At 31.5% G+C, this 14919-nt stretch carries 11 protein-coding genes; 6 read left to right on the forward strand and 5 right to left on the reverse strand.

What is annotated here, in order from left to right; genetic code table 11:
* A partial coding sequence (locus CPJCM30710_RS04090) for a PTS transporter subunit EIIB (RefSeq protein WP_212902909.1) occupies positions 1 to 182 on the reverse strand: 182 nt, incomplete at its 3' end.
* 440 nt (positions 183 to 622) lie between these two features.
* Here CPJCM30710_RS04090 and CPJCM30710_RS04095 point away from each other — a divergent pair.
* The 3 genes from CPJCM30710_RS04095 to CPJCM30710_RS04105 all read left to right on the forward strand — a co-directional run bounded on the left by CPJCM30710_RS04095 (position 623) and on the right by CPJCM30710_RS04105 (position 5201).
* Positions 623 to 1903, forward strand: a complete 1281-nt coding sequence (locus tag CPJCM30710_RS04095) for an alkaline phosphatase family protein (RefSeq protein ID WP_212902910.1) — start codon at positions 623 to 625, stop codon at positions 1901 to 1903.
* Between the two features lie 387 nt (positions 1904 to 2290).
* Positions 2291 to 3277, forward strand: coding sequence for a LacI family DNA-binding transcriptional regulator (locus tag CPJCM30710_RS04100; protein ID WP_212902911.1), 987 nt, complete (start codon positions 2291 to 2293; stop codon positions 3275 to 3277).
* 445 nt (positions 3278 to 3722) lie between these two features.
* Positions 3723 to 5201: a glycoside hydrolase family 32 protein gene (locus tag CPJCM30710_RS04105; RefSeq protein ID WP_246503449.1), complete on the forward strand. Its 1479-nt coding sequence runs from the start codon at positions 3723 to 3725 to the stop codon at positions 5199 to 5201.
* 71 nt (positions 5202 to 5272) lie between these two features.
* Here CPJCM30710_RS04105 and CPJCM30710_RS04110 read toward each other — a convergent pair whose 3' ends face one another.
* The 4 genes from CPJCM30710_RS04110 to CPJCM30710_RS04125 all read right to left on the reverse strand — a co-directional run bounded on the left by CPJCM30710_RS04110 (position 5273) and on the right by CPJCM30710_RS04125 (position 11463).
* Complete coding sequence (locus CPJCM30710_RS04110; RefSeq protein ID WP_212902912.1) at positions 5273 to 7150, reverse strand: glycoside hydrolase family 15 protein; 1878 nt, start codon at positions 7148 to 7150, stop codon at positions 5273 to 5275.
* Positions 7151 to 7382: 232 nt separating this feature from the next.
* Entirely contained in the window at positions 7383 to 10022 is a 2640-nt protein-coding gene (gene adhE, locus CPJCM30710_RS04115; protein WP_212902913.1) for a bifunctional acetaldehyde-CoA/alcohol dehydrogenase, read from the reverse strand.
* Between the two features lie 528 nt (positions 10023 to 10550).
* On the reverse strand, positions 10551 to 11018 hold the full coding sequence (locus tag CPJCM30710_RS04120; RefSeq protein ID WP_212902914.1) for a hypothetical protein: 468 nt from the start codon (positions 11016 to 11018) through the stop codon (positions 10551 to 10553).
* A 115-nt stretch (positions 11019 to 11133) separates the two neighbouring features.
* On the reverse strand, positions 11134 to 11463 hold the full coding sequence (locus CPJCM30710_RS04125; RefSeq protein WP_212902915.1) for a hypothetical protein: 330 nt from the start codon (positions 11461 to 11463) through the stop codon (positions 11134 to 11136).
* Positions 11464 to 11751: 288 nt separating this feature from the next.
* On the opposite strand from CPJCM30710_RS04125, the gene CPJCM30710_RS04130 reads away from it, so the two are divergent.
* The 3 genes from CPJCM30710_RS04130 to CPJCM30710_RS04140 all read left to right on the forward strand — a co-directional run bounded on the left by CPJCM30710_RS04130 (position 11752) and on the right by CPJCM30710_RS04140 (position 14704).
* The gene (locus tag CPJCM30710_RS04130) at positions 11752 to 12369 is read left to right on the forward strand and encodes an acetate uptake transporter (RefSeq protein WP_212902916.1); all 618 of its coding nucleotides are present in this window, start codon (positions 11752 to 11754) and stop codon (positions 12367 to 12369) included.
* Positions 12370 to 12766: 397 nt separating this feature from the next.
* Entirely contained in the window at positions 12767 to 13168 is a 402-nt protein-coding gene (gene tnpA / locus CPJCM30710_RS04135; protein WP_212902917.1) for an IS200/IS605 family transposase, read from the forward strand.
* 18 nt (positions 13169 to 13186) lie between these two features.
* On the forward strand, positions 13187 to 14704 hold the full coding sequence (locus CPJCM30710_RS04140) for a transposase (protein WP_212902918.1): 1518 nt from the start codon (positions 13187 to 13189) through the stop codon (positions 14702 to 14704).
* Positions 14705 to 14919: the final 215 nt, after the last annotated feature.

Consider the following 14919-nt stretch of genomic DNA (forward strand, 5'->3'; position numbering starts at 1 on the left):
TATTGTCCTGAGCTTAAGAAAGCTCCCTTTACTGCATCAATCTTTTCAAGTTCTTTTGTCCTTGCTAAAGAGTCATCCTTTAACATAAAACGTAATCTAGTTGCGCAGTGAGTGACACTTTCAATGTTGCCCTCTCCCCCAACTAAAGGTAGAATTTGATTTGCTAATTTGCCATAATCCATTAAAATTCCCTCCCTTTTTCTACTTAAACATTTACATTTTTGCTTCACCTTAACAATGTGTTTTTAAAGAATATAGTTTCTAATTATAGGTCAAGCTATAGATGCTATTTTATTTTTGTCTATGATACTAAATTTGGAGAAACAAAAAAACCCAAACCAAAATGATAGAACACCTCTATCCATTGATTTGGGTTTTGCCTGCATCACCAGTAACAATCCCTAAGGATTATTCTCTTTACATTTAAAATTGTATCAAGTTATGTAAACCTTGTCAATAATTTATTTAGATATAATGACTATTTTTCAAACAACTTAAGCTTATTTATTTTAGAGATTATTAAGTTTATACTTATGTTAAGAAATATCTTCTAATTTCTAAATTTTTAAATATTAGTCATTAGTTTTTGAATGTTTAAAAACCAATATAGGAGGCTACTTGTATGACTATTAATCCTATAATAATTATTTCCCTTGATGGCAGTGGAAAAAAGGACTTTGAATTTCTATCTACTCTCCCTAACTTTAAAACCCTTGTAGATAGCGCTTCTTATTGCAGTAATGTAAAAACTGTATATCCTTCTCTTACCTACCCTGCTCACACTTCTATTGTTACTGGAAAATCTCCTAACAACCACGGGATTATCAATAATATTCTCATTCAACCTAAAAGAAAAATTGCCGATTGGTTTTGGTTTAGGAAAGATATAAAGGGAGATACCATTTATGACTTAGCTAAAAGAAAAGGTTATAGGACTGCATCCGTACTTTGGCCTGTAACAGGTAAAGCTAATATAGATTTTAATATTCCAGAGATTTTTTCTAACCGCTGGTGGCAAAATCAGGCTATGGTTTCTATCTATAGTGGAAGTAAGTTCTTTCAACTTCTTATGGATAGAAAATATGGCTATTTAAGAGACGGAAAAAAACAACCTAACTTAGATAACTTCTCAATGGAGTGTATGCTTTATCTTATTGAAAATAGAAAAGCTGACTTTTTAATGCTTCATCTTATAGATCTAGATTCTCAGAAGCATCAGCATGGAGCCTTTTCTCCTCAATCTAAGGAAGCTCTCTTACGTCATGATGAGCGATTAGGTAGAATATTCTCTCTATTAAAAGATACAGGTACCTTTGAGAATTCTACTATTATAGTTCTCGGTGACCATACTCTTCTTAATGCAGACTACGTAATTAAAATAAATAAACTCTTCGCAGAACATGGACTTATTTCCATAGACAACAAAGGAAGAATACAAGATTGGACTGCATATATGAATACATGTGACGGCTCAGCCTACATTTACATGAAAGATGAAGAGGATTCTTCTCTTAAAAATCAGATATTAAATCTTATTCAGAAATTTTCCAAAGATCATAGCGATTGTATAGAAGAAATCCTATCTTCAGAAGAAGCAGTTCTTTTAGGCGGAGATACTCGCTGTACCTTCATGTTAGAATCGAAGGAAGGCTTTTATTTTGTAAATGATATTAAAGACGAAATAATTGAAGCTACTGGAAAGGTACATTACAAAGGAAGTCATGGGTACTCTCCTGGTAAAAATGAATATGATACTTTCTTTGTGATTAAAGGACCAAGAGTAAAAAAGAATTATAATATTGAAGAAATGTCCCTATTAGATGAAGGGCCAACTATAGCAAAGATATTGGATGGAACCTTAGAAGGGACTGAAGGAAGAGTGCTTGAAGAAATATTTTTATAATTTATCTTTGCTAGATTACTTACATCACTTCATTATTTGCAACAAATCAACGTTAATTACACAATTAAGACACAGAAAAATTATGGAATAAATTCTCTATTTAATGCTAGAGATAAACAACTTTATAATTGAAAGGATTGAGGTTATTTATCTTTAACCTAAATGAAACAAGAAATATATTTAACATTATTATAAATAATAGAAAGGTAGGTAAAGCCGTTGATTTAAAAAACTGTCCATCTTTAATCCTATTAAAATTAATAGTTCCTTTAACTTATGAAAATTAGTTGCATAATAGAATATTTATTAAAAAAATATAAACTTTTATAGGTTTACTTTGGAGTTTAATAGGTTTTATCACATATAAGTCAACGGTCCAGCAATTTTATGAAAATAACTATCTCAGATATAGCCAAACTAGCAGGAGTATCTAAAAGTACTGTTTCAAGGTATTTAAATGCCGGATATGTCAGTATTGATGCAAAATCAAAAATAGAGCAGGTAATACAAGAAACTGGATATGAACCTAATAAGTTTGCGCAGAATTTAAAATCAAAAACTTCTAATTTCATTGGAGTTATTATCCCAAGGTTAGACTCATACGCAGTAGCAAAAACCCTCATTGGAATTGATGAAAAATTAAAAGAAAATAACTACCAGATGATTATATCTAATACTAGCCAAAGTATAGATAGAGAAATAGAAAGCCTATATAGTTTTAAAAAGCAGAAAGTAGCAGGAATAATTCTTCTTAGTACTGAAATAACTGAAAAACATCAAGAAGCAATAGACGACATAGGAATTCCAATTATAGTAATGGGTCAGGAACATTATAAATATAATTGTATAGTTCATGATGATTTTAATGCAGCTTATGAGTTAACCAAATATGTAATAAGTATGGGGCATAAGAATATCGCTTACTTGGGCGTACCAGAAAAAGATATATCAGTAGGTATTAAAAGAAAAGCAGGATTTACAAAAGCAATTAAGGAAGCAAATATTTTAAACATCTCCTATCATACTACTAACTTTGCTATAGAAGATGCTTTGACTACAGCAAATACTATAATAAAAAAAGAAAGACCATCTCTTATATTCTGTGCTACAGATAATATAGCATTAGGAACAATGAAAAGTATTTTTTTAAATGGCTTAAAGATTCCAAAGGATATTTCAGTAGTGGGCTTTGGAGGATATAAGATATCTGAGATAATACATCCTTCATTAACTACAGTGAAATTTGATTATCATGGAGCAGGCAATACTGCTAGTAATAACATAATAAAGCTTATTCAAGGTAAAAACATCGATAGAGTACTAGTTTCTAATTATGAAATTATTAAAAGAGAGACTGTTGACAAATTATTATAGAAAAAATATAATATAAACATGGGAACGTTCCCACATTTACTAACTAAGATAAACAACTTTAATCTTTAAACAATTCATGAAAATAGCCTCTGCATACAATGCTTTTTCATGAATTATAAGTTCAGTTATGAAGTTGTTTATCTATACATATTATATACTAACTCACAACACCTTAAAATTACCCTTGGTTTTACTAAAAATTTAGAAAAATCGAGGGTACATTAATAATATTTATTATTCTCTTATAACTTAAAAATCTTTAATTAAAACTAGATATAAATAATTAGAATAAATAAAACTAAGCAGGTATCAAGCCTACTCAATTTCAACTAAATTTCACTAAGCTATAGATAAACAACTTCATAACTCAATTGATTAAGGATTGAAATTGTTTACCTATAACAACAAATTAAATATATTGAAATTATTAGGAGGAAATATAAAATTGAACAAACTTATATCTAATAAATACACTACAATTTTAGAAGCTAAAAAAGGACAATTAGAAGAACTAATTAATACTTCGAAAAATGATCCTTGGAAACCTATATTTCACATACATCCAGAATGTGGACTTTTAAATGATCCTAATGGACTTTCATACTTCAATGGAGAATATCATGTCTTCTATCAGTGGTTCCCTTTTGGACCTATACATGGCATGAAGCATTGGGCTCATGTTAAATCAGAGGACTTAGTTCATTGGGAAAGAATGTCCGTAGCTATTATTCCTACTGAGGATTATGAGTCTCATGGTGCATATTCAGGTAATGCAATAGTAAAAGATGATCAATTACTTCTTTTCTATACTGGTAATGTGAAGTATTCCGATACTGAAAGAGATGCAAATCAATGCTTAGCAATAATGAATAAAGATTATACTGTACAAAAATCCACAAGTAACCCAGTTATAAAAGGCGTACCAAAAGGTTATACTGGGCACGTTAGAGATCCAAAGGTTTGGAAAGATGGCGATAAATATTATATGCTGTTAGGAGCACAAAGAGAAAACCTTACTGGATCAATAATAGTTTATGAGTCTCCTGATGCTGTCGAATGGAACTTTAAAGGTGAATTAAAAACCTCCTTAGAAGACTTTGGATTTATGTGGGAGTGTCCTGATTATATTAAACTAAATGGAAAAGATATTTTAATATTCTCCCCTCAAGGAATAGAGGCAAATGGACACGATTATAAAAATCTTTATAATGTTATATACGCCGTTGGAAAGTTAGATTTAGATAAATTGACTTTTGATATTGAATATATCAAAGAATTAGATAAAGGCTTTGATTTTTATGCACCTCAAACTTTTGAAGATAACTCAAATAGGAGGTTAATGTTTGGATGGTCAGGAATGCCTGAAGTAGAGTATCCATCTGATAAAAATATGTGGGCTCATTGCCTAACCTTACCTAGAGAATTATCATTTGAAGGTAATATACTTAAACAAAAACCTGTTAAAGAATTAGAAAGCTTAAGAAAAGACCATTTAAATATAAAAGGTACTTTAAATAATAATTTAGTAGATATTGAAAATAATAAAACTAGCTATGAACTAGATATAGATTTTACAAATATCAATAGCGATGATATCACACTAAAACTATTTAAATCTGAAAATGAAGCATTTACTATATATTTTGATATAGCAAACAAAGCTGTATTTATTGATAGAGAGAACTTTATTGATAAATTTGCTGAAGAATTTGGACATATAAGATCTGGCGAAATAAATGTAGGTGAAAACCTAAACCTTAAAATTTTTATAGATAGAAGCATCGTGGAAATTTTCATCAATGATGGTGAACTTGTATTTACATCTAGAGTATTTCCACTAGAATCTTCAACAGGAATAGAGATAAGTTCCAAAGGAACTCTTAACTACAATATAGATAAATACACTCTAGAAAGAGGAATATAACATAAGCTCTTGATAACCACTTTAAATTATTAGAGTAAGGAAAGTAAAAACTTCCTTACTCTATTTTACATCTATAATTTAATTTTATGAAATAATCCTAACGCATATAAAATAGAACGGATTACACCAGATTGCGAATAACCAGGCATAGCAATCCCTCTTGCTCTATCTTTACTATACATTAATTCTGGAAGGAGTCCACAAAAAGCACTATTCCTATAATTATGATTAAAGTAATCCCATGCCAGTTGAGGTCTACTTGCTGTAAGTAGTGCTTCCCCCATCCAGAATGTAGGTCCAGTCCATGGCCGCATATCTCCTTCTTCTGTGGTTAAGCTTTCATGTCTCCATATTCCACCTAAAAGAGGATCTCTGAGTCGATTATCAATTTCTTGAAGTGTAGGATTTAACCATTGTTTAGGGAAAATAGGGAATTCCGTAAAGAATAATAAAACCGAGGAATCTAGTAATGCTGTTTGCTTAGAACGAACCACTACACTTTCTTTCACATTATTCTTTTCAATAGCCATGAAAATTTCAACTGCTACTCTTTCATAGTTTACTGCTTCCACCAGGTGGCCTATAGAACGAGCCATAAGTGAGGCTTTTACTATTCCGTAAACTGAGATTCCAGATGTCCACGTCATGTTTTCAAAAGGCTCGTTAAGATGCGGACCAAAGGTTTCCCAAATACCAGCATCTTTGTTTATTAGTCCTGTTTCATCTCTATTATCTATAATCCAATTTGCTGAATGTTCTATAATTGGCCATAAGTCTTTTACAATTTTATCTTCTTTTGTAAGATGCCAAATATTCCATATACCATAAAGGACAAGTCCTGTAGTATCATTCTCAAAAGCATGTTCATTTGGAACACCTGTTGTCACATTATAAGCAAAATAGTAATTACCATCTGGACGTTCCTTTAGAAAATTAATAATACGGTATAATCCTTTTTTAGCTTCTTCTAAATGGCCAGCAAGTGCTAGAGTGGTAACAATCCATATACCATCTCTTACCCATACATTTCCTTGGTATGGCCGAAAACCAATTAGAATAGGGGATCCATCTTCCTGTAAGCTCATTCGCAGCAAACTGTTGCTTGTACGCCAATAGTACTGAAGTTTAGGTGGAAGTTTAGCTAGTGGACCATCAGATATAGTATGCCATTTTTTCCATTCACTTAAAGTGTCTTCATAAAGGTTATCTATATTCCTCATAGCGCAATTTAGTTGAGACACTGCTTCTTCCTTTGTTTTACCAGCAGCAAACAATTGATAAATAGGAGCACTATATCCTTTGTCAGGTACAGATTTCTTCACATTAAAAGTTAAAGCTATTGGGAGAGAACTATGCTCAAAAACTGTACTTGCTCCTCCAGTTAATGCTTTGCCAACATCTCCTGTTTTACCTTCTATAGATGGAATTGTAGTTACTGCCAACCATTGGCAACAAGAAATACGAGAAATAAATATGTTATCAATTCTTTCTGATATATTTTTCAGGTTAACTACAGGGAAAATTTCTACATTCGTAGCGTTGCCTTTTAACGTACTTACCTGAATAGATCTTATAACAACATTACTCCCCCAAGGTGACCATGTTTTTGTTTTTACTACAGTATTTCCCTTATGGGAAGTTACTTCGTAAATTCCCAACCCATCAACATATCGGGTATTATCTAATGAAATAATCTCTCCTACTTGACCTAATTTTTGTTTTACAATACCATATGGATCGTACCAAATCTTTTCCTTTTCATCTTTTACAAAAACATATGAACCCTTATCATGTAAAAGTGCACTCATTAAATCAAAATCCGGAAAAAATATCTGACTAAGCAAGTCAACTGGAATAAATTCTTCATCATATTGCTTTAACCAAGTTAATATACGTCCATTTGATATGGGAGCATGATTATTAGGACTTTCACCAATAAAATAATGCATTTTTCTCCTTTTCCTTTATTTTGTAATAGTACTTATATTCATTATATTAAATAAATAGGTTTAAAATTATAGATTTTATAAACATATTATCTAAGGAATGTTAACATGAAAATAAAGCTGAGTAGGCATCAAGCCCGTTCAGCTTTAGCTAGATTTCACCTTGTGAAATAACATCAAAAAAAATAGGGCATCCCATCTTGGGATCCCCTATTTATATTAACTAACTTCTAGATTATTCAGTTGCAGCTACTTCTTTAACTTCTTCAACTGTATCTTCTTTTACCACTTCAGCTTTATCAAAAACATTTATATACATTTGTTTGATTTCGCTGATTAATGGGTATCTTGGGTTAGCTCCTGTACATTGATCGTCGAAAGCTTGTTCTGACATATCTTCAAGAGATGCATAGAACTTTTCCTTTGAAACTCCTGTTTCTTTTATAGTCATTGGAATATTTACTTTCGCCTTTAATTCATCTATAGCCTTAACTAATAATTCAACTTTTTCGTCTTCTGTGTTACCACCTAATTGTAGGTAATCAGCAACTCTAGCATATCTCCACTTAGCATTTGGATATTTGTATTGTGGGAATGCAGCTTGCTTTGTTGGACTATCTACTGCATTGAATTTTATAACTTCATTGATTAATAATCCGTTAGCAACTCCGTGTGGTATGTGGTGTGCAGCTCCTAATTTGTGTGCCATTGAGTGACATACTCCTAAGAATGCATTAGCAAATGCCATACCAGCTATTGTTGAAGCATGAGCCATTTTTTCTCTTGCTTTTATATTAGTTGTACCTTCATTGTAAGCTTGTGGTAAATACTTGAATATTAATCTGATTGCTTCTAAAGCTAATCCATTAGTGTATTCTGAAGCAAGTACTGAAACATATGCTTCTAATGCGTGAGTTAATGCATCTATACCTGATGCAGATGTTAATCCTCTTGGCATACCCATCATTAATTCAGCATCAACGATTGCCATGTTTGGAGTTAATTCGTAGTCAGCTAATGGATACTTAGCTCCTGTCTTTTCATCAGTAATAACTGCGAAAGGAGTAACTTCTGAACCTGTACCAGCTGATGTAGCAACTGAAATCATCATTGCCTTTTCGCCCATCTTAGGGAATGAGTATACTCTCTTTCTTATATCCATAAATCTCATAGCAAGATCTTCGAATCTTACTTCTGGGTGTTCGTACATTACCCACATAATCTTAGCAGCGTCCATAGCTGAACCACCACCAACAGCTATTACAGTGTCTGGTTGGTAGCTTACCATTTCTGCAGCACCCTTCTTAGCTGTAGCTAATGTTGGATCTGGTTCTACATCAGTAAATACCTTGTAGTCAACACCGATTTCTTCAAGAACTGATGTAACCTTATCAACATATCCTAGTTCATAAAGAACTTTATCAGTTACTATGAATACTTTCTTCTTATTTAAATCTTTTAATTCTTTTAATGCAACTCCTAGTGAACCATACTTGAAGTAAACTTTCTCAGGTACTCTAAACCAAAGCATGTTTTCTCTCCTCTCAGCTACGCTCTTTACGTTTAATAAGTGTTTAGGTCCAACGTTCTCTGATACAGAGTTTCCACCCCATGAACCACAACCTAATGTTAATGAAGGAGCTAGCTTAAAGTTAAATAAGTCTCCTATAGCACCTTGTGCTGCAGGCATGTTTATGATAGTTCTTCCTGTCTTCATAGCAGCGCTGAACTTTTCAATCTTTTCTTTTGCTGTCATTGTATTTGCATATAATACAGAAGTATGTCCATATCCACCAAGTTCAACAAGTCTTACTGCTTTAGCAAGTGCATCATCAAAGCTCTTAGCTCTGTACATAGCAAGAACTGGTGATAATTTTTCGTGTGAGAATGCTTCTTCAAGTTCTACAGATTCTACTTCTCCTATAAGAACTTTAGCTGTTTCTGGAGCATCAACGCCTGCTAATTGAGCTATTTTGTAAGCTGATTGTCCAACTATTTTAGCATTTAAAGCACCATTAACTAATATTACGTTTCTAACCTTATCTATTTCTTCGCCCTTAAGGATGTAAGCTCCTCTTTCAGCAAATTCATTCTTAACTTCATCATATACTGAATCTAATGCGATTACAGCTTGCTCTGAAGCACAGATAACACCGTTATCGAAAGTCTTTGATAAAAGTATTGAGTTTACTGCCATCTTTACGTGAGCAGTTTCATCGATTATAGCTGGTGTATTACCTGCACCAACACCGATTGCTGGCTTACCTGATGAGTAAGCAGCCTTAACCATTCCTGGACCACCAGTTGCAAGAGTTATATCCGCTTCTCTCATTACTATTTGTGACATTTCAACTGATGGCTCATCTATCCATCCAATTATTCCTTCTGGAGCACCAGCTGCAACAGCTGCATCAAGTACTATTCTAGCTGCTTCTATAGTAGCATTCTTAGCTCTTGGATGTGGTGAGAAGATTATACCATTTCTAGTCTTTAAAGATATTAACGCTTTGAATATTGCAGTTGCTGTTGGGTTAGTTGTTGGAACAACAGCAGCAACAACACCTATTGGTTCTGCAACTTTAGTGATACCAAAAGCTGGATCTCTTTCTAAAACTCCACAAGTCTTTTCATCCTTGTATTTGTTGTATATATATTCTGCAGCATAGTGGTTCTTAATAACCTTATCTTCTACTATACCCATTCCTGATTCTTCAACAGCCATTTTAGCAAGCTTTATTCTTGCGTTATTTGCTGCCATAGCTGCTTGTCTGAAAATTTCATCAACTTGTTCTTGAGTATATGTTGAGAATTTCTTTTGAGCAGCTCTGATTTGTTGTAATCTTTGCATTAACTCTTCAACGTTTGTAACCTTCATGATTTTACACCTCTCCTTATTTATTATAAATTTAATTTGAAATCTTATAATTTTAGTTACCTTTGATTCTGAGAATAGAATCCTTTTTTGGTAATACTTGTCTTTATTTCGTATTTTTTGATGATTTATTAACTATATTTAGTATACAATTTAGTTTGTTAAATGTCAAACAAATAATTGTTAAAATTTTTAGTCTTTTATTAAATATATCAGCATAGATTCCCTTTACATTTAGGTATATTTTGTAATATATTGAGTTAATATGAAAAAATCATTGTTATTATTTTAACCATAAATCAAAAAAACATATAAGATAACATAGAAAACAAGCAAAAGATTGCTTGTCAAGAAATATTATGTTAACATCCTTTAACTTTACGTAAAAAATAATTATATTAAAATTTTTTTTATTTCTTATAAAAAAACAAGTTCCAGCACATTTTTCATTATATTTTAAGAGTGTATCAAAAGGATTTTTGACACACTCTTAAACTTATAAGTTATCAGCATGGACAATTTTATAAATTATTAACAAGAACAATTTAGAATTGCTGGCATGGATGTGGTATAGTTTGCCAAAACTCTTACTGTTACAGTACGAGATGTACATAAAGTAGTAGCTTCTTCACTTAAAACAAAACAGAATGTATCTGTTGTAATGCTTGTACATGGACCATCACTTGGTGTACCTGTTGGCACCATTACTCTGCATACTTTAAATCCTCGAATATCAGATCCTTCACAAACCAATACGCCAATGTTAATAAGTCTACCTCTACAAGCATTAGGAACTGTAACTGTTACTCTTAATAGTCTTCCTAAGCATTGTAATGTAGCCGGTATATTGGTAATATCGCTAACATCCTGACAAGCATTGAAAGTAACATCTTGTCGACCTGAACAAGAGCAGTTGCAAGTAACTAGTGGATCATCACAGCTATAATCATCTAACGCAATTTCTTCATCTAATGTAGTAACTTTCTTTAGTTCATCCATTTTTATTCTTCTCCTTATAATATATATATGATATATATAATTACATTTTTAAGTTACCTTAATATATAATATTAATTTAACTTAATTTATGTTAATAGATATTTGTCTTAGTATCTTACCGAAATGTACGGTATCTAAAGATTCCCATAATTGCAATTAGCAATAGAATGACTCCAACGTTATCAGCATTCAAATTACCATTATGTGATTCAAAATTACAATTACGTGACTTAGAATTACAATTACGTGGTTCAAAATTAATATCGGGGTCTCTATCCACATCAACTTTTAACATTACATCCTTAATCTCTTCGCAGGGTTTGAATTTAACTTCAAATTCATTATGCTTGTTGCATGGATCTAAACAAACTGTCTTATCCATCACTTTAATTCCCCTTATAAAAAATTTATTATTCATACGTATACTACAATGTATGAAAGACAATAGCTTAAAGTTACACCCACTAATTGTAAAATGTTCCATTAAAGGTATTTATAATCCTGTTATGATGATTTATCTCAGTATTATGTAAGGCTCATAGTATTTCACTGTTCGCGTGAAAAACAGTTCAAAACATATGGTTATATTACCACAATAACAAGTTACCTCTTTAATATTATATAAAGCCCATAATTTCTTAATGTTCACGTAAAAACCAATTGAAAAAGCTTGATTTTTCATGTTTTTATTGATACCTTTTTATAGGGATTATTTACTTTAGGAGGTTTTTTTATGAGTACTAATGAAACACAACATGTTAAAATTGCAACTGCCAATCCATCAGCATTAGGATTGTTTGGGCTTGCTATGGTTACACTAGTTGCATCATCTCAAAAACTTGGACTTACACAAGGTACTTCTTTTGTAATTCCATGGGCAATATTTTTAGGTGGTTTTGCTCAATTATTTGCTTGTATTAATGATTCTAAAGAACAAAACACCTTTGGAACAACTGCTTTTGGAGGGTATGCATTCTTCTGGTTTGCAGTAGGAGCTTCATGGATGATTAAGGCTGGTGTATTTGGTGAAGCACTTGCAAAAGGGGTAGATGCAAAACAACTTGGATTTGCATTCTTAGGATACTTAATATTTACTATCTTTATGACTATAGGTGCCGCTGAAACTAATAAGGTATTATTCATTATCTTCTTTCTTATTGATTTCCTATTCTTAGGGTTAACACTTAACTCCTTTGATGTTATGGCAGAACTTTCACATAAGATTGCAGCATACTCAGAATTCTTAATATCAATGGTTTCATTTTATGGCTCTGCTGCTGTAGTGTTAAACACTCACTTTGGCAGAGAATTCTTGCCAGTAGGAAAACCCTTTGGCGTATTTAAGAAATAAGAATTAATAGTATAACTTTATTTAAAATAAAACTGAATAGTCATCGAACCTATTAAATTTTGTCAGATTTCACTTTGTGAAATGACAGCATATAATAAAACTCTATTGGATAATCCGGTAGAGTTTTAGTTTTTTATAAAAAAGCTTATTATTTGGATTGTGTTATAAGTCATTTTATAATTTCTTATAGATTAAAGTAAAAATTGAATAGTCATAGGACCTATTCAATCTTAGGCAGTTTTCACTGAGTCAAATTACAATATTGAGCGGAAAGCCCATTCCCCTTTAGGGGTGGGATGAATAGCGTCGGTAGAACGAAGTTCGAGCCGATGTTATTTCTTAAAATAATGTGTGCAATATAATCAACAACATACACAAAATAGTGTATTATTAGTATATGGATAACAAATATAGAACAACAACTACTACTGTAAGTTTAATTAACTACCATTTTGTATTTTGCCCAAGATATAGAAGGAAGATTTTTAATATTCCTAAAGTTGAAGAAAGATTCAAAGAGTTAGTTAAAGAGACTTGTGATGATTTAGATATAGAAATAATAGCAATAGAATGTGATAAAGACCACACGCACATGTTTGTAAACTGTCTTCCTACTTTAAGTCCCTCCGATATTATGCAAAAAATCAAGGGCGTAACAAGTAGAGAATTAAGAAAGGAATTTGCTATATTATCAAAAATGCCTAGCCTATGGACTAGAAGTTATTTTATCTCTACTGCTGGAAATGTATGTAGTGAAACCATTAAGCAATATGTTGAAAATCAAAAAAATAGATATTAGACAGGAGGTGAGTATTGTATGGCTAAAAATGCTCCAAGTTATGTATTAAATTTAAAATTAGAAACTGAATTGTTCCAAGAAGATATTCTTGATGTGAGATTTGAAATTGGAAGAAAACTATATAATTCTGTTTTAGGGGTAGGTCAAAATAGATATATCGAAATGATTAAAACCAAAACATGGAGAGAAAATCAAAAGAATATAGCTGATGTTTATAAAGTTGAGAAAGATTTGGAAAAAGCTAAAAAACTTTGTAAACCTTATTTTAAAATAAGAAAAGACCTACAAGCAAAATATAGCTGTACTGAATACTCACTTCATGAAGTTGTTAAAACAATGCAGCATCATTATAAACGAAATTTAGATTCTTTCACTTGTCAGAAAATAGCTAGTAGAGTTTGGACTGCGTTAGATAAAGTTTTATTTGGAGACGGTGAAAAACTTCATTTTAAAAAATATAATCAAGGTTTAAATTCTTTAGAAGGAAAGACAAATGGAACTGGAATTAGATATAAACTTGATACACATACTTTAGAATGGAATGGTTTAGTTATAAAAGTTCAATCTAAATTAAATGATTATGAAATTAATGCTTTAAGAGATAAAGTTAAGTATTGTAGAATAATAAGAAGATTTGTTAGAGAAAAATTCAAATATGTTCTACAATTAGTTCTTGAAGGTATTCCACCACTTAAAATAGAAAAGGGAACTGGAAGAATCAAAACCGATATAGGTTTGAGGGATTGTGGTATAGATATTGGAACACAAACAATAGCTTATACAACTGACTCTGATTCTAAGTTATTAGAATTAGCACCAAGAGTTCAGAACATAGAAAATGAAAAACGCAAATTATTAAGATATATGGATAGAAGCAAAAGAGCAGCTAATCCTAATAATTTTAATGAGGATGGAACTGTTAGAAAAGGTGTTAAATTAGAATGGAATTTTTCTAAGAAATATATAAAAGCAAGAAACGTTCTTAAAGATTTATATAGAAAACAAGCAGATATAAGAAGGCAAGACCATAATATTATGGCTAACGAAATAATAAACCAATGTGATACTGCTAAAGTAGAAACTATGTGTTTTAAAGGTCTTCAAAAAAGAACTAAAGAAACTAAAATTTCTAAAAAAACAGGCAAGATTAATAGGAAGAAGAGATTTGGAAAATCTTTAGCAAATAAAGCTCCGAGCATGTTCTTGACTATTTTAGAAAATAAGTTAAAAGTTAAAGGTGGATTATATGAGGAAGTTAATACCTATGAGGTTAAAGCCTCTCAATACAATCATTTAAATAGGCAATATAGTAAAAAGAAACTTTCTCAAAGATGGAACTACTTTGAGTATAATGGAAAGAAAATTAAGGTTCAAAGAGATATTTATTCAAGCTACTTAATTAAAAATGTCAAACAAGATTTAAATACAATAGATAATGAGCTATGCATTAAAGATTTTGAAAAGTTTTTAGAACTTCATAATAAAGAAATAGATAGACTTTCTGCTTTAGAGAATCTATCAAGTATAGGTATATAATTTTTAAAGGTTTTGAAATGAGCCTTTATGCTATCGTTAATGAGTTGCGCGCAACTCTTGATAGTGAAAGTCTTAGGGAAACAGACCAGTCTCTATATCTTTCGAGATACATTGGAAGTTTGAGTACCTAAGAACCCCAAGCCTTCAGGCGTGGGAATTTCAGATAAAATAAAAAGTGCAGCTACAAAGCCTCTTGCTAAGTAACAGCACCTTTA

This window comes from Clostridium polyendosporum (genome assembly GCF_018332455.1).
Lineage (GTDB): Bacteria > Bacillota > Clostridia > Clostridiales > Clostridiaceae > Clostridium_AY > Clostridium_AY polyendosporum.

Excerpts from the sequence above, each read along its gene's own strand:
- CPJCM30710_RS04140 (WP_212902918.1), top strand. The coding sequence starts at position 13,187 with ATGGCTAAAAATGCTCCAAGTTATGTATTAAATTTAAAATTAGAAACT.
- CPJCM30710_RS04110 (WP_212902912.1), bottom strand. The coding sequence starts at position 7,150 with ATGCATTATTTTATTGGTGAAAGTCCTAATAATCATGCTCCCATATCA.
- CPJCM30710_RS04120 (WP_212902914.1), bottom strand. The coding sequence starts at position 11,018 with ATGGATGAACTAAAGAAAGTTACTACATTAGATGAAGAAATTGCGTTA.
- tnpA (WP_212902917.1), top strand. The coding sequence starts at position 12,767 with ATGGATAACAAATATAGAACAACAACTACTACTGTAAGTTTAATTAAC.
- adhE (WP_212902913.1), bottom strand. The coding sequence starts at position 10,022 with ATGAAGGTTACAAACGTTGAAGAGTTAATGCAAAGATTACAACAAATC.
- CPJCM30710_RS04130 (WP_212902916.1), top strand. The coding sequence starts at position 11,752 with ATGAGTACTAATGAAACACAACATGTTAAAATTGCAACTGCCAATCCA.
- CPJCM30710_RS04100 (WP_212902911.1), top strand. The coding sequence starts at position 2,291 with ATGAAAATAACTATCTCAGATATAGCCAAACTAGCAGGAGTATCTAAA.
- CPJCM30710_RS04095 (WP_212902910.1), top strand. The coding sequence starts at position 623 with ATGACTATTAATCCTATAATAATTATTTCCCTTGATGGCAGTGGAAAA.